Here is an 18,860-nt window from a genome sequence, read left to right as displayed (position 1 = left end):
CCGCAGAGCGGCCCCGGCGATTTGTGATGTGTAGCTGAAATCCTGGGGCCGCTCTGCGGCCCGATCGCGACACAAGGCCGCTCCTACACGGGGATCGCCTCAGGCGGTTTAATAACGAATTGTGATGCCAGGCATCATGACAATATATTTATCCTTATCAATTTCAGGCCCTAGCATCTGTAGCCCGCCATCGCCCATCACCATGAGGTTTTGATGAACAGTTCGCTCTTCGTACACCAACGTACCGCAGCCTTGTTACTGCAGCACTGGCGCAGCGGTGAGCTGCTGACGGAACTGCCTGCCAGCCTCAAGCCCGAGACGCTGAAGCAGGGGTATGACAGCCAGGACCAGCTGTTCGCCACCGCTGCGGGCCAGCGAGCCGGGTGGAAGCTGGGTGTCGGCAGCCCCGCAGCCATGCGCGCCGCCAATTTGTCGCGGCCGTTGATTGGCCAGTTGGAGGCGGGGCGTTGCCATGCTGATGGCGTACATATCCAGCTGCCAGCCGTTACGCCGGTAACCATCGAATGCGAGGTCGCCTTCGTGCTCGACCGTGATATCGCACCGCAAGCCGGGCGTTTGCCGGTCAGCGAAGATATCCGCGCCACCTGCGTCACCTTCGAAGTGGTGCGCTCACGCTTCGTCGACCGCAAGGCTGTCGGCTGGCCGAGCTTTGTCGCCGACAACGTCGGTTTCGAAGCACTGGTGGTCAGCGGCAGCCTGGGCGCAGGTATGGATATATCGCTTTTGGCAGACCTGGCCGAGACCACCGAGGTGTACGTAGACGGCGAATTACGGGCACGTGGCTTGTCTGGCGATGCGGCGACCGATCCGCTGGTGTCGCTGGCCCACCTTTATGCCCATGCCGCCGAGCGTGGCCAGACCCTGAAGGCGGGTGATGTGGTGACCACGGGGGCCATGTGCCAGCCGTTCGACTTGAACGAAACAGGGCACAAGGTTAGTGCCAAATACCTCGGCCACATGCTGTCGTTCACGCTGTAACTGCCGACCACTGCTCGAACGCCGCCTGCATTCTCTGCCGGGTCTGCGCATCGGCGGGAATCAGGTGCTCGATACGCAGTGATTGCACGGTGATGTCCTGCGGCATGCCGAAGGTGGTGAAAGTGGACAGGAACTTCAGCTCGCCATAGGGCGTCTGCACACGGGTCAGCAACACCGGCGTGGCCGACGCCTCGAGTGGGCTGCCCGGGGGTGGCAGGTCGCGCAGGCGTTCGGCCAGAGCCGGGTTACCGGCGGCCTCCCTGGACGCGCGCTGCCAGGCAGCGGCACGGATTTCAGGCGCATTGGCCAGATGATCACCCAGGCCGCCGGGGCACAGCAGTGTTTGCAGCAGGTTCAGGCCAGTCGCCGGCTGTGCGCTAACGCCGGCCATCGCCAGCAGCAAGCCGGTACTGGTATTGGCGGCGATGACGTCCCAGTTGCTGTCGATGACGATCGCCGGTGCGGGGTTGTTCACCTGCAGGATGTGCTCGATGGTGGCGTGCACCAAGGCCAGTTCAGGTGCATCGAGGGGCGAGGCGGCGTAGCGGGGCGCGTATCCGGCAGCAACGAACACTTCATTGCAAAGCGCCAGCGGCGCGCCAAGGGCCGAAAGCAGGGCATGCAAGGTGCTCGGGCTGGCCTTGGCGCGCCCGGTTTCCACACAGCTCAGATGACGCTGCGATAGCCCGGCCAGCAACGCAAGGTCAAGTTGGCTGAGCCTGGCCTGCTGGCGCAAGTGGCGTAGATGCTGGCCTGCCGAGGTGTGTGGGGCAGGGGTGCTGCTATGGAACAGATGCTGATTCATGCGTTGCCCTGATCGTCCTTGAGTGCAATGTCCATGACCTCACTGGTCATTGAGCGCAAGCAACCCTATCACTACTGTGCCCGCAAACCCTACCGAGGAGAGCAAGATGGGCATGCGTTTCTGTGCGCTGGCGTTGCTGGTGCTGTTTTCGCTGTATACCGGCTGGACGATGCTGATTGCCGAGCAGTCGCTGCTGGCATTCGGGCTGGCGCTGCTGTCGCGGCCAGACACCGCCCAGGTGGTCATCGACCTGTACCTGATGGCGGGGCTGGCTTGCTACTGGATGGTGAGAGACAACCGCACACGGGGTAGCGCCGGGGTCACGGTGCTGCCGTACTTGCTGCTGACCGCTGTGTTCGTATCGCTGGGGCCGTTGCTCTACCTGGCGATGAGGGGCGTTGTCGGGGAGCGCCAACCATGAGCAGTGCCTTGCAGGTTTACGCGCTGTGCGTGGTGGTGCTGTTCCTCAAGATGTTCCTGGTCTCCTGCTATCAGGGTTATCACCGCTTGCGTTTCCTGGCCTTCACCAACGCGGAGGATGCCGCTGTGTTCAAGCGCGCCGCGCAGACTGCGGAACGCCCGCAGGTGCTGCGCGCCGCAAGAGTGTGGGCCAATGACCTGGAGAACATCCCGGCCTTTTTCGTCCTGGGCGGGCTGGTTGTTGCCCTCGGAACACCAGCGGCTCTCGGTGCGTGGCTGAGCATCGTGTTCACCGTCGCCAGGGTCCTGCACACCTGGGCCTATCTGACGGGTGTGCAGCCGTGGCGAACGGTGTTCTATGGTGTTGGAGTAGTCTGCCTGCTGGGATTATGTGCAGACATCGTGCTAAAGGTGATGTAAGGCTTCGTCCCCTGATAGCTAACCGCCTATGTGGAAGATCACCCAGCCCTTCCGGGCTGCGCTGTCGCGCAGAGAACCGATGCAGGCAGGCGCGCCGCGCACCCTGTGGGAGCGGGCGCGCCCGCGAAGAATCCAACGCGGTGCATGGCACCGGCTGCGCCGGTGTTCGCGGCTAAAGCCGCTCCTACATGGGTATAGCGTGAGCCCGAAGCTTGCGCAGCCGCTACAGTATCAAGTCGTTAACGGTCAATGTGGTCACTCCCGTCAGCTGAATCGAGAATTCCGCAGCGGCATCGCCATCGGTATTGCCGTACAACACACCAGCTGAAAACTTCAGTTGGCCTGCTGCCGTGAAGGCGGCGTTGGCGGCGATGAAGGAAACGAATGGGTTGTCGGCGCTGGTGGTGGTGTTGGCATCCAATGCAGAGAGGTCGATTTTGTCGATGCCGCTCTCGAAGTCGCTGATCACATCCCGGGTTGAACTGCTGGTGCCCATCTCCGCCAGCGCACCGAATTTGAAGATATCTGCGCCTGCACCCCCTGCCAGAATATCCTTGCCCAGCCCGCCAATGAGGGTGTCATTGCCGTCGCCGCCGAACAGCTGATCGTTACCTTTGCCGCCATCAAGTACATTGTCGCCACGGCTGCCAGTCAAGTTGTCTGCATAGTTCGAACCGATCACCTTTTCGATGCCCATGACCACGTCAGCCCCGGACGAGCCGCTGGCCGTTGTCGCGGTTGATTCACTGAGCGTGAGTGTAATGCCTTTGCCACCTTTTACCGGCGCGTAGGTATAGGCAAGCGTATCGATGCCCGCGCCACCGTCAATGTGATTGACCCCGTTCCCGGCGTAAATCAGGTTGTCCAGGCTGTTACCGGTAATATGCGATGCACCCTTGGCAAAAATACGGGCATTCTCGATATTGTCGGCTAGCACTACGGTGCCGTTCTCCAGGTAGCTGTAGACGGTATCGATGCCGCCGGCAGCACCCTGCGTGGTTTCCACCACGCGGTCATCAGCATTGTCGACGGTGTAGGTATCGTCGCCATCACCGCCAATCAGGGTGTCGGCGCCGGCACCGCCGTCAAGCAGGTTGCTCTGTGCGTTGCCGGTAATTACGTTGTTCAGGCCGTTGCCCTTACCGGATAGGGCCGAACCGACAAGCACAAGGTTTTCGACATTATTGCCAAGCGTGTAGGAAGCAGCGGTAGACCTGACGGTGTCGGTACCCTGGCCGGCAAGTTCTGTCACGGTGTCTCTGGCGTCGTCAACCAGATACACGTCATCACCTTCACCGCCCCTCAGGGTGTCACGCCCGGCACCGCCATCCAGCGTGTCATTGCCAGCGCCACCGGTCAGCACGTTATTGCCACTGTTGCCGGTCAACACATTGTCGAGCGCATTGCCTGTGCCGGAAATGCCGGATGTACCTTTCAACAGCAGATCTTCGACATTGGCCCCCAGCACGTAGCTGATGCTGGCCTCGACCAGGTCCCGCCCACCCTGGGCGTTTTCCACCACGACATCGCCCGTGGCGTTGACGATATAGCGGTCGTCACCCTCGCCACCGTACAGCCTGTCGTTGCCGTTACCACCGTCCAGAAGGTCATTGCCTGGGCCGCCTATCAGCTGGTCGTTTCCTGCACCGCCAATCAACTGGTCATCGCCGGCCAAGCCGTAGATGACGTCAACACCCGCCGTGCCGACCAGCGTATCGGTAGCGTCACTGCCTGACACACTGCCTGGGCGCGCGGCGATGACGAGCAGAAACTCATCGCTCACCGTCAGCCCATCCGGGTCACTGGCGGTGACCCGGATGCTGTACGTCCCGGCATCGGGGATGGCGGGGGTGCCGGAGAAAGTCCGGGTGTTCGCATTGAATTGCAGCCAGGCGGGCAGGGCAGAAGCATTGGCTGCTGACGCCGTGTAGCTCAGGGCATCGCCGTCCCGGTCGGTAAACGCGCCGGCAGGCAAGGTGAACGTGAAGGCTGCACCGAGGGTGATGTTCCGGTCCTCCAGGGGCGTACTCAGTACAGGCGCCGTGTTGATGTTGGATGCCGCCACCGTGACGGTTACCAGCGCACTGTTGCTGCTTTGCCCGTCGCTGATCGTATAGCTGAACTTCGCTTCACCGACGAAGTTGGGGGTGGGTGTAAAACTGACGTTGCCATCGGCATCAAGCACCACTGTGCCGCCCACGCCACTGGCAACTGCAACCAGTACCAGCGGATCACCTTCAATGTCGCTGTCGTTGCCCAGTAATTGCGTGGCGGTGTACGTCACCGGTGTGTCCTGAGTGGCCGTCAGGGCATCGGGGTTGGCCTGCGGTGCATCGTTGACCGGTGTCAGGTCCAGCGTTGCGCTGCCTGTGGTGGTCACACTGGCGTCGCTGACCGTGAAGCTGAACGTGACGGAGCTGTCGTCGTTGAGTGCGGGTGTGTAGCGCCAGCTGCCATCCAGGTTGTCCACCAGGCTGCCGCCGCCGGAAGCGATCGTCAGGGCGCTGGCCGTCAAGGCGTCGCCATCGACGTCGCCTGCGTTGGCCAGCAGCTCGGCCTGGGTGATAAGCCGCTCACCGCTGTCCTCGGCGATGGCGGTGAGCAGGGTGGTTGTGATGGTCGGGGCATCGTTCACCGCTGCAAGGTCAAGGCGCTGTACTGCGTTGGCGCTGCCACCCTTGCCGTCGATGACGACATAGTTCAACAGCAACGGGCCGTTGTAATCAGGGGCTGGGGTGATCGTCCAGCTGCCATCGTCATTGCGGGTCACCGTGCCATGGTCAGCGACCAGGTCGGTGACAGAAAGCGCATCGCCATCCACATCGATGAATCCGCTCAGCAGTGCCGTGCTGGCGACGATGTAGGCCGTATCTTCGCTGCCGTTTGCCAAGGTGGCGGTGGGCGCGCCAGAGGGTGCTGCGTTGGCGGTGCTTGTCACCTGCACTATCAGGTCTGCCTGGGCAGGCGCGGCCTCGGTATTGCCGGTATGGTCGCTGGCTACCGTGTAGAACGCGTAGCTGTGCCCCGCCAACCCGGTATAGGTGGCGCTGGTCAGCGTGGTGTTTTCCAGCCAGGGGGTATAAGCGCCGCCGTTGTCGGAAACGAACACCGTGAAGCCCGCCAGGCCTGATCCAGCGTCATCGCCTTGCCAGCTGACCTCGAACTCGGTGCTTTGCACGGTTCGCAGTGCCGGGCTGCCGGTTGTGGCGGCAGCGTCCATCTGGCTGGTGGGTAGCTGGGCGTCGATGGTGTTGAAGATCGGTGGTGTGTCGATGGGTTCGTTGGTATCGAATACGATGGTTGCCTTGGCATCGATCACTGCCCCCGTTGCGGTGCCAGCAGCGGGCCTGACGCTGAAGTTCACGTAGCCTTCGCCGATGCCGTCGGCATTATTGGGTGGCAGGAAGCCGACCAGGGGGTTGTCAGGTATTTCACCGGTGTTCGGGTCGATTGCCGTCAATGTCCAGAAGGCCTGGTGACGCTGAACGTCGATGCCCGCCACGACATCGACCAGGAAGCCCTTGCTGGCGATCAGGTCGATACGGTTGCTGTAGAAGGCGATGCCTTGGGGAACCTGGATGTCGATGTCGCCCCAGCCAAAGTTGCCGAGGCGGAAACTGTTGATTCCGATGTCGCTGTCCAGCTCCAGCGTAATGGTGACCAGGCGAGCCGGTGCGGTTGCGGTGGGCTGGTTTTCGAAGCGGATAGTGTAGGGCAGGGTATCGCGGCTGCTGACCCAGTGTTGTTCGCCGTAGCCGTCTGGGCCGAGGATGTCGTTGGGGTCGGAGGGAGCGACGATTTGAATAGTGTTAGTGGTTTCGGGGGTTCTGTGAAAAAAATCAAATGCAGCAGTTGCGATTCTATCACTAATTCCGAGACGGTCATCCATGAAACTCCCAAACTTATACCCAAGGTCCAGTGCAGTATACAGCATGCCGATATGCCCCGTCGCGAGCTTAGCGGGAACCTTCAAAGCCCAAGCCCATAGAATTGGTTCGCCATATTCTTTATAGGCAATATAAGAATCGACGGCTAAAGTTGCAAGATCAGATACAAGCTTAACCTGGTCTGGTGCAGGGCCCTCGGCGTAATCGTGCAAATCCACAGTTGCAGCAACTGCATAAATGAATGCCTGCAACATAGAGCCCCTATCCACAGCGCCTACGCCATCCTTGATGGATTCAAGGAACTTTACGACATATAATGGGTTATTGCCTCTATCATTGAAGTCATTACTAGCAATTCCAGTTATCAAGCGTGTAACGCCAGCAGCAAATGATTCGGCGCCTAAAGGATCTATAAGCTGCGCAGGGTTGTTCTTGGCATAGCCGTAAAGATTTAATCCTCCGGCCACACCTATGGGGTCCTGCTGAATAAAATGCCCAACATCTTGATCGTACAGCCGTTGCCGCATGTACGACATGCCATCGTTATTTTTCATTACTCCCCATTGGCCAACATATTCAAACGGATTTTCGATGGCTTCGCTCGCAATCAAATTCTCGCCAAACGGCAAATAGCGATACTGATTGACATAGGCCCCATTGGTATCGGTTATCCCCGCTGCTGAACCGATTGCATCGAAGTCGTAATAACTGACGCCGTTTGAATCACGAGTCAGGCTTTCCAGTCCCAACCCGTAGCTATAAATAGCCACCTGATTGCCCGCTGCGTCGTATTCGGCCGCCACGTTCACCATGCCGGTCGGATCGAGCTGATAGTCGGTCCGTACGCCGTTATGCACGCTGGCAATGCGATTGCCGAGCGCGTCATATTCATAGCCCCAACTATCGCTCGGCGTCGCGGCACTGATCAGGCGGTTCTCGGCGTCGTAGCCGTAGGTGGTGGTGATGCCGTCGGCGGTCTTGCTTTGCAGGTTGCCGTCAGCATCGTAGGTGAAGGTCGCGTTGCCAGACTGGGTGTATTGATTCAGGTTATTGGTGACGTAGTTGTACGTTATCCCATTGTCGGTGACCGAGAGCCGGTTGCCGGCGGCATCGTAGCGGTACTCAATGTGGCGGCCGCCGGGCAATGTGACGCCGGTTAGCTGGCCGATGGCGTCGTAGTCGTAATGGGTGTTGCCGTCCAATGTCGAGACATCGGTGCGGCGCCCCATCGAATCGTAGCTGTAGTCGAAGCGCGAGTTAACCGTGCCATCGGCCTGGAAATTGACCAGATGGGTGAGTTGAGCGTTAGCGTCGTACTGGTAGGTGGTGTAGGTACCATTGCCGTTGTCGCCCCTGACCAGATGGCCAGTGCTGTCGTAGTTGTAGCGTGCGATCAGGTTGCCGGCGCCGTCGGTCAGCTTGGCCAACTGGCCATCGGCGTTGAAGTTGTAGTTAGTGACGTGGCCAATCTGGTCGACCATCTGGGTGCGATGGCCGGCCGAGTCGTAGCTGTAGCTCAGGAAACGGCCGGCGGCATCAGTGACCTTGATCAAGCGGTCAGCCGTGTCGTACTGGTAGGTGGTGTGGCTGTCGGCGTCGGTGGCGCTGGTCAGGTTACCGCGGGCATCCCAGGTGTAGTTGGCGCTGCTGCCGTCGGCATAAGTTTTGGTGATGAGCTGCCCACGGGCGTCGTAGCTGTAACTGATGCCGTCGCCGCTACGATTGAGCGAGCCGGTGAGATGGCCCTGCGCGTCGTAGCTGTAGGTTTCGCTGCTGCCGTCGGCATAGGCAATCTTGTTCAGGTTGCCGTGATCATCGTAGCCATAGCCGATGGCGTTGCCACGCTGGTCGGTAACGCTGGCTACTTTTCCGAAACCGCTTTCGTAGTTGAACTGGACTTGTCCGCCGAGGCCATCCTGGATCGAAACCGGATTGCCGTTGGCGTTGTACACGAAGCTGCTAGCGGTGCCATCGGGGTTGACGATGCCGGTCAGATTGCCGTCTGCATCGTAACGCAACTGGCTGACATGGCCCTGTGCGTCTTCGACCTGCGCCACCTGGCCCCGCTCGTTGAGGAGCAGATGAGTAACTGCGCCGCTGGCATCGGTGATGGTGACGCCATTGGTGCTGTCATAGGCGTAGCTGTATTCAACCGAACCGGTACTGTAGTGGTTGAGGCGCCCCTGGTCGTCGTAAGAAAAATGCTGCACCAGGCCATCGGGCTGAGTGATGGTGCTGACCGTGCCGAAGGCTGCACCCGGGGCCGTCACATAGTCGTAATGGGTGGTGCCGTTGACGGAGGTGACATCGGTCAGCAGGGTGTTACTGGCGTCGTAGCTGTAGGTGACGGTATGTCCCGCCTGGTCGGTCATGCTGGTCAGGCGCCCTGCGGCGTTGTAGGTGAAGCTCAGGCTATCGCCATTGCTGGCAACAACCTGGCTAAGTAGCCCACTGTTGTAGGTGGCAAGCAGCTGGTTCCCGTTGCTGTCGGTGATGCTGTTGAAGCTGCCGTCCGGGTTGAACGCGGTCTGGGTACCATCCTGTTGGCGCAGGAGGTAGGCATTGCCAATATTCACGAGCTGCGCAGTGCCAGTGCCTACAAAGCTGCCATCGGCCTGATGGACAAAAATGACCTGCACACTGCCCATGCGGACCACGACATCGCCATTGGCCTGTTGGGTAGCGCTAATGTCCCAGCTGAAGGTGTGGCCGCTACCGAGTGCGCTCGGCGTGGCAGGGCGCAACAAGGCGCCATTGGCAGTGGCCTGGGCGTACTCCATACCGAAAAGAGTACCGACGTTATTGCTCCCTCCCTCCAACTGATCCAGGCGCGTGGCATTTTCAGCCAGGGCATTCTGGTAGTCGGTGGTGGTGCTACCCAGTTGCTCAATGAGGTTGAGCTTGAGCTGGGCCCAGGAAGCTTCGTCGATGCCCGCTGGCTTTACGGCCTCCAGTTGCGCATTCCAGTCGATGACCTCGTCCGGCGTCATGCTGGAGACGCCAAGGCTGACCGTGCCTCGGCCGTTGAAGTTCGGCCGGAAGTAAAGCTGAATGCTACCCTCGGCCCCAGGGCTGAAGATGCCCGCCGGCCCCTCTTCATTGATCGCCAGAAATTGCAGGCTGGTGCCACCGAACTCGGCATCTTCCGGCAGCTTCAGCAGCGCATTGCCGGAAACGGTCAGCAGCGGAGCAGTAACATCCGTCTCGCCGACGTTCTTGTAAACGATGCGCACAACGCCACTACGCCCAACCAACAGCGCCGAAGGTGTCTCAACGCCATATTCGACGTGGCCCAGGGCACCGGTATTGACGGTGAACGCATCGTTCAACAGCGCGGTCCTGGCACCGTCCGACAGCTTGACGTCATAGGCTTCGGTAGCCATGCCGGTCAGGTCAAAGGTGGCCCATAGTTCGGTACTGTCCTTCCACAGTACCTGGCTGGCGCTGTGCGCTACCCCATCACTGCCCACCAGTTGAGCTGTCGTCTGTTCGGAGAATTTGGCACCGTCAATGCGAAGGGTAACTTTGCCTTTGTTGCTGCCGGCGTGAGTGCCAATGTCTGAAATCGAGAACTGCAGTATGTCGGCAGTCAAGGTATAGGGCACTGGCGAGTACTCAATCTCCTGACTTAGCGGGTTTAGCCGCTCGGCCATATTGGCATCCGGGCTATAAGCCATGATGTAGTAGGTGCCGGCATGGGTGTTGGCGACCACCAGGTCCTGGTCCGGTGAGTCTGCCAGCGTAAAGGCAAAGTCGAACGCGGAGCGGGTCGGCATATGGCCATAGCTGACATACAGCTCGGTATGGCCGCTGGCTGCCAGGCTGTCGTAGGCAAATTTCAGCGTCTCGCCTGCTGCTACATCAACCCGGTAGAAGGCCTGGCCGGGTTGTGGTTTGGCGTATACGCCGGCGTCCAGCAAAGTGTTGGTGACCGGGGTTCCCGGGGTCAGCGTCGGCACATCGACATGGACCGTTGCGGTGGACACCAGCTGGTTATTGGCCTCATTGGTTTCGGTCTGCTGATTGCGGATATCGCTGCGGACGATGACGTAATAGTCGCCTGGCAGCAGGCCGGGCATTTCGCCGGTGGCGGTTTCTGTATAGAAGCTGCCACCATTGACTGGCCCGTGGGTATCGACCCTGGCAAAAAGGGTATCGTTGACATCCCAGACGTTGTCCTTGGACAAATACACCGCATCAAGCCAGGCCCCGGTTGCAGTGTTGCCACTCAGGTTGGTGATGGTGTAGCTGATATGGGTAAGGTTGCCGGCAATTCCGAGCGAGGGCACGTCAATGGCCGTGGGGGTAAAGTCCACGGGCGGCGGCAAGGCAATCTGCAGCGGTTGGCTACCGCTAGTGACGTTATTAGCCTCGGCGTTACGCTCGTATACATCATTCCTGCTGTCGACCATGGCGAATAGGTAATACTGACCCGCTACGCCCTTGGGTATCAGGAAACTCTGGCTCAACGACACCGTGCCGTTTGCCGCCAGTGAGGTTGAATAATCGTTAAGGCCCAGGAAAATGTCGCTGCTTCGATCGAATACCGGATCGAGTGACAGATAGAAGGTTTGTCGCCACCCGGTTTGCGTCGGCGCATTGTTCAGGTTTTCGACGTTCCAGTTGACTGTAATGTTCTGGCCACTGATAGCAGGACCGGTCGCGTGTAAATCCTGAATGACGAGGTCCGGTGTAGGGCTCTGGGTAATGGTAGTGAGCGAGGCACTGATCGCCGAGTTGTTTGCAAGTTGCCCTCCCTCAGGAATAGCCTCTTGGATGTCGGTTCGCACGAACGTCCAGTAATCGCCTTGCAGGTCGATGGGCAAGTCGATACTGACCGAGCGGTGCTCCTGTTGCTGCGCGCCCAACCCGTTGACGTGCCTGGCAGCAAAAAATCTCAGGTCATCGGCGTTACCCAGTATGGTGTCTTTCGAGAGCACGACCTCATCAAACCATGGTCTGCCCTCAATGAAATGGGTCGGCCCGGGCCCCTGATTGGTGACCGTATACTGGACGGTAAGGGGCTGCCCGGAATTGGCGCTGGTAGCGGTGGTGACTGCAGAAACCTGAAGATCGGCGGGCCAGGGTTGTATCTGTACCGTGGCAGCGCTCGCGTTATTGGTTTCGTTGGTACCTTCGTAAACAAGATCATGCTCAAGACCAGCACCATCGTCCGTCACGACAAATAGCTGCGAATCACCCGTCCATTCGGCCGGCAGGGTAACGATAGTGCTGGCGGAATAACCCTCGCCTGCATTCAGCAAGCCTGCATGCTGAACCAGGGCTAGCGTGCGGTCGTCCTCATTACCCAATACCGAATCCTTGGACAGAACGATCCTGTCTGCCCAGGCACTGACGATGCTGTCACCCAATCCCTGATTGGTCACCGTCCAGTTGACCCTGAGCCCTGTGCCCTGCAGTACGGTCGCGGCAGTGCTGACGGCGCTGACGAACAGGTCGGCAGGCTTGGAAACGACCTCGATCGGCGCGGAGGCCAGGATGTTGTTCGCATTGTCCAGCTCAAAGACTTGGTTGCGATTGTCGGTGCTGACGATCAGGAAATAGTTTCCGGCAATCCCGTTGGGCAAGGTGGCGGTGAAATTCTGCACATACTGGTCGCCGATACTGAGAGTGCCCGCACGATGCAGATCTGTCGGACTTAGCTTGATGTCGCTGGCGTCAAGGGTCGTGTCACTGGACAAGTAAACGCTGTCATACCAGCCGTTGACTGCCGGGGCGGTGAGGCCATTGTTGGCCACGGTGAAACTGATATTGAGACCATGTCCTGCGACCGCCTGCCCGGCGGTGCTGATGGAGACTGGCTGCAAGTCCGGTGGTGGAGTCAGGCGTACCAGGGTGGCCTCGCTGTCAAAAGCCTTGTCGTTGGATTGCAGGGGGTTGCTGACGCCTGGCGCTGGGGTGAGCCGGACGAAAAAGTAAGCGTCGCCGGAATAACCACTCGGCACCACAACATCCATGCTGGTTGAAAACAGGCTTTGATGATTCGGGGCCGGCAATAAGGAAATGGGTGAGCCGTTGCCAATTGAGCCGAACCCGTTAGGGGCGTAGAACGTCTGCACGACCGTGCGCAGCAGTACATCGCTGGCGTCCAGTACGGAGTCCGTCGAGAGGAAGACCTGTGACACCCATGCCACGGCGAATGGATTGGCCGGTATCAAGCCCGGGCCACCACCCGGACTGAAAAAGTTTAATGAAATAGGCGATTCGCCAACATTGCTGACGGAGTAGCGAATGTTCACCACCTGGTCCGAAAATGCCTGGGCGGGTGCACTCACCAACTCGACTTGAAGGTCGGACTGTTGTGCCAGTGGCACGGGCTGGATGTCGACAACTGGGCTGGCCAGCAGATTGTCGTCTTCATGGCCTATCTCAAGCAGGTTCTTGCTGGAGTCTGCCTGTACGAGAATATGGAAATTACCTTGAAGATTGTTCGGCAGGGTAAAGGTCGCCTGGTTGACATAGGACTCGCCAATGTCCAGGTAGCTTGGGTTTTGCACATGCCCCAGGAGCAAATCGGTGCTGAATGCTCCGGTGTTCAATTGCTCATCTGTCGATAGCCAGACTGCGTCGGTCCAGGTGGCTGAGGTGGTCGGGCTGGTGCCGGTGTTCTTCACCACCCATTGCACGGTGATCGTGTTGCCTTGAAAAACAGCCGTCGGCGCGGTAATACGCTCGACAACCAGGTTTGGAGTGGGGGGCAGGCTGAAGTGGATCAGTGAACTTGCCGCCGTCACGTTATTGGCTTCACCCAGCCCACCTTCGGGTACCGAATTGCCGGCATCGGTCACGACCACGAAGCGATAGTCGCCCAGTGCATCGAGCGGAATCTGAATTGACTGGATACGCTCCAGCGGTGAATCCGGGTTGAGCGTGCCGGTAAAGCTGAACTCGCCCATGAGGCGGTCAAGTTCAGGGGTGTCTGGATCATCCAGGTAAACCAGGTCACTCCAGGTGCCGGTAAGTGGGGCTTCACCACGATTGGTGATTGTCCAGGCAAGCTCGATTGGCATTCCGGTATTGGCCAGAGAAAGCGGGTAACGGGTGGCCACCTGGCTGACCACCAGGTCGCCATCGACATTTTTAACCGTAACGATCAGTTCCTGATCTACGCTGAGTCCGCCTTGATCGGTCGAGCGCACCGTTATGGTGTGGGTCGGATGGCTTTCAAAGTCGATCAGGCTGGCATTGGCTACCAGCAGCGTGTTGCCTTGCAGCAAGAAGCGGCCATTAGCGTCATCCAGCAGCAGGTAAGTGAATTGTGTGTCGTGGTCGGGGTCCTCGGTACTCAGTGTCCCCACCTGTTCGCCATCACTGCCCAGTTCGTAGATACCCGTGGACGTAAGCGTGATGGTCGAGGGGCGCTCGTTGACATTGTTGACGGCAATACTCAGGGTTTTTTCGATGCTCAGGCCGGTGCTATCGGTGGCCCGCACCTGGATGTCGTGCGCGGCTGCAGCTTCGTGGTCCAGCAGGCTACCGTTGCCCACCTGCAGTTGCTTACCAACCAGCACAAAGCGGCCATTGGCATCGTCAAGCAGCTGATAGGTATGCACGTCGCCGGCATCCGGATCAAGGGTCGACAGTGTGCCGATCACTGTCCCGCTGGCAGCGTTTTCATCGACTGACGACACATCAAGCAGCAGATTGCTGGGTGGTTCGGGCAGGTTCACCACGGTCAGGGCAAAATCGCTGCTTGCCTGGGCGCCGGCACTGTCGGTCGCGATGACCCTGACACTGTAGGTGCCAATGTCGGGATCATCCGGCGTACCGCTGAAAGTACGCGTCGCGGCATCGAAATGTAGCCAGCCCGGAAGGGCCGAGCCTGCAGCCAGTATCGCGGAGTAGTTAAGCGTGTCCGCTGTGTCCGGGTCGGCAAAGGTGCTTGCCGGCAGGACGAAACTGAACGGCTGACTGTCCGTTGCGGTTTGCGCTTCGATGGGGTCGGCAGCTACCGGTGCGTGATTCAGGGTGCGAATTGTCAGGGTGAATGTGTCAGCAACCCTCGCACCGGCCAGGTCGGTTGCGAATACGCTCAGCGCCAGCGTGCCAGCATCAGCAGCGTTGGGCGTTCCGGAAAACTCACGGGAAATCGGGTTGAAGTTCAACCAGGTCGGCAAAGGCGAGCCGTCGGCCAGCGTTGCGACATAACTCAGTGAATCACCGACATCGACATCAAGGAAGGTGTTTGGCGCAACCGTGTAGCTGAACGGCTGGCCTTCCGATGCCGTCTGGTCGGAGATGGCGTTGAGGACGACAGGCGCGTCGTTGACGTTGGCCACACTCAGGGTGAAGGTAGTTGCAACACTGGCGCCGAGGCTATCGATGGCATTGATCCGAACACTGAGGGCGCCTACATCCGCATTGGCCGGGGTACCGCTTAGCGTACGTGTGGCGTCATCGAAATGCAGCCATGTGGGCAGCACCGAGCCGTCCGCCAGGTTTGCGGTGTAGCGCAGGGTGTCGCCGGCATCCGCGTCAGCGAAGGTGGAGAGGGGCACCACCAGGGTGAATGCCTGATCCTCCACCGCAGCTTGATCGGCGATCGGTTCGGCTACCGTTGGCACATTGTTGTTGCCAATTGAAGCGGCAGTCCACACTGTGCCGTCGGTGAACTCGATGCGCTCGACCTGGTACTGGGTGTTGTTCTGGAAGGGAGGTTGCAGGAACCAGTTCTGCACGGTGACCCGGTCAAGGCCGTTGCGGTGGGCCAGTACCAGGTCCATGCCGTTCTTGATGACCTCGATATCGCCCGCTGCAATGCCGGGGCCGAACTTGAGGACATCGGCGTTCGCACCGATGAAGTAAATGTTCTCCTGAATCAGGTCCTGGCCGTCGCCCAGGTTGAACTCGTAGACATCGCCCCCGCCGGTGCCGCGCAGGGTGTCATTACCGGCACCGCCGCGGTAAATGTTGCCTTCGGTGTTGAAGAAATCATTGCTTGCGTTCGTGGCGCCGCCGAGTACGTCGTCGCCCAGCCCGCCGATCAGGGTGTCCTGGCCGATACCACCGTCGAGGGTGTCATTGCCGTCGCCGCCGTCGAGGGTGTCGTTGCCCGAACCGCCATCGAGCAAGTCGGCGCCCAGGCCGCCGAGCAGGGTATCCTCGCCATCGTCGCCGGCCAGGTTGTCGTCACCATCGCCACCGATGAGGGTGTCGTTGCCGGCGCCGCCGCTCAGGGTGTCGGCCCCCAGCCCGCCGTCCAGCAGGTCGTCTCCGCCCAGGCCACTGAGCACGTCGTCACCGTCGAGGCCGCTGAGGGTGTCGGCATAGCCCGCCAGGCCGATCAGGGTGTCGGCGCCTGCGGTACCGGTCTGTATCTGGAACGGCGCGGTGATCTGCGCGGAAGTCCATACCGTGCCGTCGGCAAACTCGATGCGTTCGACCTGGTACTGGGTGTTGTCCTGGAAGCTGGGTTGCAGGAACCAGTTCTGCACGGTGACCCGGTCGACGCCGTTGCGGTGGGCCAGTACCAGGTCCATGTCGTTCTTGATGACCTCGATATCGCCCGCTGCAATGCCGGGGCCGAACTTGAGGACATCGGCGTTCGAACCGATGAAGAAGATGTTCTCCTGAATCAGGTCCTGACCATCGCCCAGATTGAACTCGTAGACATCCGAGCCGCCTGTGCCGCGCAAGGTGTCATTGCCGGCACCGCCCCGGTAGAGGTCGCCTGCGGAGGTGAAAAAGCCACTGGTGGTAAACGCAACGGCGCCGAGCACGTCATCGCCCTGGCCACCGATCAGGGTATCCTGGCCCTGGCCACCGTCGAGGGTATCGTTGCCGTCGCCACCGTCGAGGGTGTCATCGCCGTTGCCGCCGTCCAAGGTATCCGCACCCAGTCCACCGAGCAGGATGTCCTGGCCGTCGTCGCCCGCCAGGCGGTCGTCGCCGTCGCCACCGTCGAGGGTGTCGTTGCCGGCGCCGCCGCTCAGGGTATCGGCCCCCAGCCCACCGTCCAGCAGGTCATCCCCGCCCAGGCCGCTAAGCACGTCGTCACCGTCAAGGCCGCTGAGGGTGTCGGCATAGCCTGCCAGGCCGATCAGGGTGTCGGCGCCTGCGGTACCGGTCTGTGTCTGGAACGGCGCGGTAATCTGCGCGGACGTCCATACCGTGCCGTCGGCAAACTCGATGCGTTCTACCTGGTACTGGGTGTTGTCCTGGAAGCTGGGTTGCAGGAACCAGTTCTGCACGGTGACCCGATCGACGCCGTTGCGGTGGGCCAGTACCAGGTCCATGCCGTTCTTGATGACCTCGATATCGCCCGCTGCAATGCCGGGGCCGAACTTGAGGACATCGGTGATTGAGCCGAAGTAGAGGTTTTCCTGGATCAGGTCCTGGCCATCGCCCAGGTTGAACTCGTAAACATCGGTGCCGCCGGTGCCGCGCAGGGTGTCGTTGCCGGCGCCGCCCCGGTAGATATTGCCTTCGAAGCTGAAGAAGTCACTGCTTGCATTCGCGGCGCCGCCGAGTACGTCGTCGCCCAGCCCTCCGATCAGGGTGTCCAGGCCGGCACCTCCATCGAGGGTGTCATTGCCGTCGCCACCGTCGAGGGTGTCATTGCCTGACCCGCCATCGAGCAGATCGGCGCCCAGACCGCCGAGCAAGGTGTCCTGGCCATCGTCTCCGGCCAGGCTGTCGTCGCCGTCGCCACCGATGAGGCTGTCGTTGCCGGCGCCGCCGCTCAGGGTATCGGCCCCCAGCCCACCGTCCAGCAGGTCATCCCCGCCCAGGCCGCTAAGCACGTCGTCACCGTCAAGGCCGCTGAGGGTGTCGGCATAGCCTGCCAGGCCGATCAGGGTGTCGGCGCCTGCGGTACCGGTCTGTGTCTGGAACGGCGCGGTAATCTGCGCGGACGTCCATACCGTGCCGTCGGCAAACTCGATGCGTTCTACCTGGTACTGGGTGTTGTCCTGGAAGCTGGGTTGCAGGAACCAGTTCTGCACGGTGACCCGATCGACGCCGTTGCGGTGGGCCAGTACCAGGTCCATGCCGTTCTTGATGACCTCGATATCGCCCGCTGCAATGCCGGGGCCGAACTTGAGGACATCGGTGATTGAGCCGAAGTAGAGGTTTTCCTGGATCAGGTCCTGGCCATCGCCCAGGTTGAACTCGTAAACATCGGTGCCGCCGGTGCCGCGCAGGGTGTCGTTGCCGGCGCCGCCCCGGTAGATATTGCCTTCGAAGCTGAAGAAGTCACTGCTTGCATTCGCGGCGCCGCCGAGTACGTCGTCGCCCAGCCCTCCGATCAGGGTGTCCAGGCCGGCACCTCCATCGAGGGTGTCATTGCCGTCGCCACCGTCGAGGGTGTCATTGCCTGACCCGCCATCGAGCAGATCGGCGCCCAGACCGCCGAGCAGGGAGTCCTCGCCATCGTCGCCGGCCAGGCTGTCGTCACCATCGCCACCGATGAGGGTGTCGTTGCCGGCGCCGCCGCTCAGGGTGTCGGCCCCCAGCCCTCCGTCCAGCAAATCGTCTCCGCCCAGGCCACTGAGCACGTCGTCACCGTCGAGGCCGCTGAGGGTGTCGGCATAGCCTGCCAGGCCGATCAGGGTGTCGGTGCCTGCGGTACCAGTCTGTGTCTGGAACGGCGCGGTAATCTGCGCGGAAGTCCATACCGTGCCGTCGGCAAACTCGATGCGTTCTACCTGGTACTGGGTGTTGTCCTGGAAGCTGGGTTGCAGGAACCAATTTTGTACAGTGACCCGGTCGACGCCATTGCGGTGGGCCAGTACCAGGTCCATGCCGTTCTTGCTGATCTCGATGTCAGTCGGTGCAATGCCGGGGCCGAAATTGAGGACATCGGTGATCGAGCCGAAGTAGAGGTTCTCCTGGATCAGGTCCTGGCCATCGCCCAGGTTGAACTCGTAAACATCGGTGCCGCCGGTGCCACGTAGAGTGTCGTTGCCGGCGCCGCCCCGGTAGATATTGCCTTCGAAGCTGAAGAAGTCACTGCTTGCATTCGCGGCGCCGCCGAGTACGTCGTCGCCCAGCCCACCGATCAGGATGTCCTGGCCAATACCACCATCGAGGGTGTCATTGCCGTCGCCACCGTCAAGGGTGTCATTGCCCGACCCGCCATCGAGCAGATCGGCGCCCAGGCCACCGAGCAAGGTGTCCTCGCCATCGTCGCCAAATATAAGGTCATTGCCACCACGACCTGAAAGCGTATCGTTCCCGCCATTCCCATGGATTTCGTAGTCGTCATCGTTCGGGGCGATCAAGTTGTCAGGAGACGGGGTACCATCAATTCTGGTGGCCATTTCCTATTTCCTCGCTGTTTCAATAGCCTTACAGCTGCTGTAAGAAAC

5 protein-coding genes are annotated in these 18,860 nt (G+C 60.3%); 3 read left to right on the top strand and 2 right to left on the bottom strand.

Annotated elements, in window-relative coordinates; all coding sequences use genetic code 11:
* The first annotated feature begins 213 nt into the window (after positions 1 to 213).
* Positions 214 to 999, top strand: coding sequence for a fumarylacetoacetate hydrolase family protein (locus ABE456_RS19270; RefSeq protein WP_346645339.1), 786 nt, complete (start codon positions 214 to 216; stop codon positions 997 to 999).
* Here ABE456_RS19270 and ABE456_RS19265 read toward each other — a convergent pair.
* Positions 989 to 1,804 (bottom strand): helix-turn-helix domain-containing protein, encoded by an 816-nt coding sequence (locus ABE456_RS19265; protein WP_346645338.1) that lies wholly within the window; start codon positions 1,802 to 1,804, stop codon positions 989 to 991. The two genes, ABE456_RS19270 and ABE456_RS19265, sit on opposite strands and share 11 nt — an antisense overlap.
* A 106-nt stretch (positions 1,805 to 1,910) precedes the next feature.
* Here ABE456_RS19265 and ABE456_RS19260 point away from each other — a divergent pair, with 106 nt between their 5' ends.
* Together ABE456_RS19260 and ABE456_RS19255 are read left to right on the top strand one after the other, a co-directional pair.
* Positions 1,911 to 2,225, top strand: coding sequence for a DUF2834 domain-containing protein (locus tag ABE456_RS19260; protein WP_346645337.1), 315 nt, complete (start codon positions 1,911 to 1,913; stop codon positions 2,223 to 2,225).
* On the top strand, positions 2,222 to 2,644 hold the full coding sequence (locus ABE456_RS19255) for an MAPEG family protein (RefSeq protein ID WP_346645336.1): 423 nt from the start codon (positions 2,222 to 2,224) through the stop codon (positions 2,642 to 2,644). The genes ABE456_RS19260 and ABE456_RS19255 overlap by 4 nt, the downstream gene beginning before the upstream one ends.
* Positions 2,645 to 2,867: 223 nt before the next feature.
* Here the strand turns inward: ABE456_RS19255 and ABE456_RS19250 are convergent, their stop codons facing one another.
* Positions 2,868 to 18,812 (bottom strand): calcium-binding protein, encoded by a 15,945-nt coding sequence (locus tag ABE456_RS19250; protein WP_346645335.1) that lies wholly within the window; start codon positions 18,810 to 18,812, stop codon positions 2,868 to 2,870.
* Positions 18,813 to 18,860 lie beyond the last annotated feature (48 nt).

Source organism: Pseudomonas sp. TWI929 (assembly GCF_039673335.1).
GTDB lineage: Bacteria > Pseudomonadota > Gammaproteobacteria > Pseudomonadales > Pseudomonadaceae > Aquipseudomonas.
Note: the sequence above shows the minus strand (reverse complement) of the source record. Positions and strands in the feature narration are given on the sequence as shown.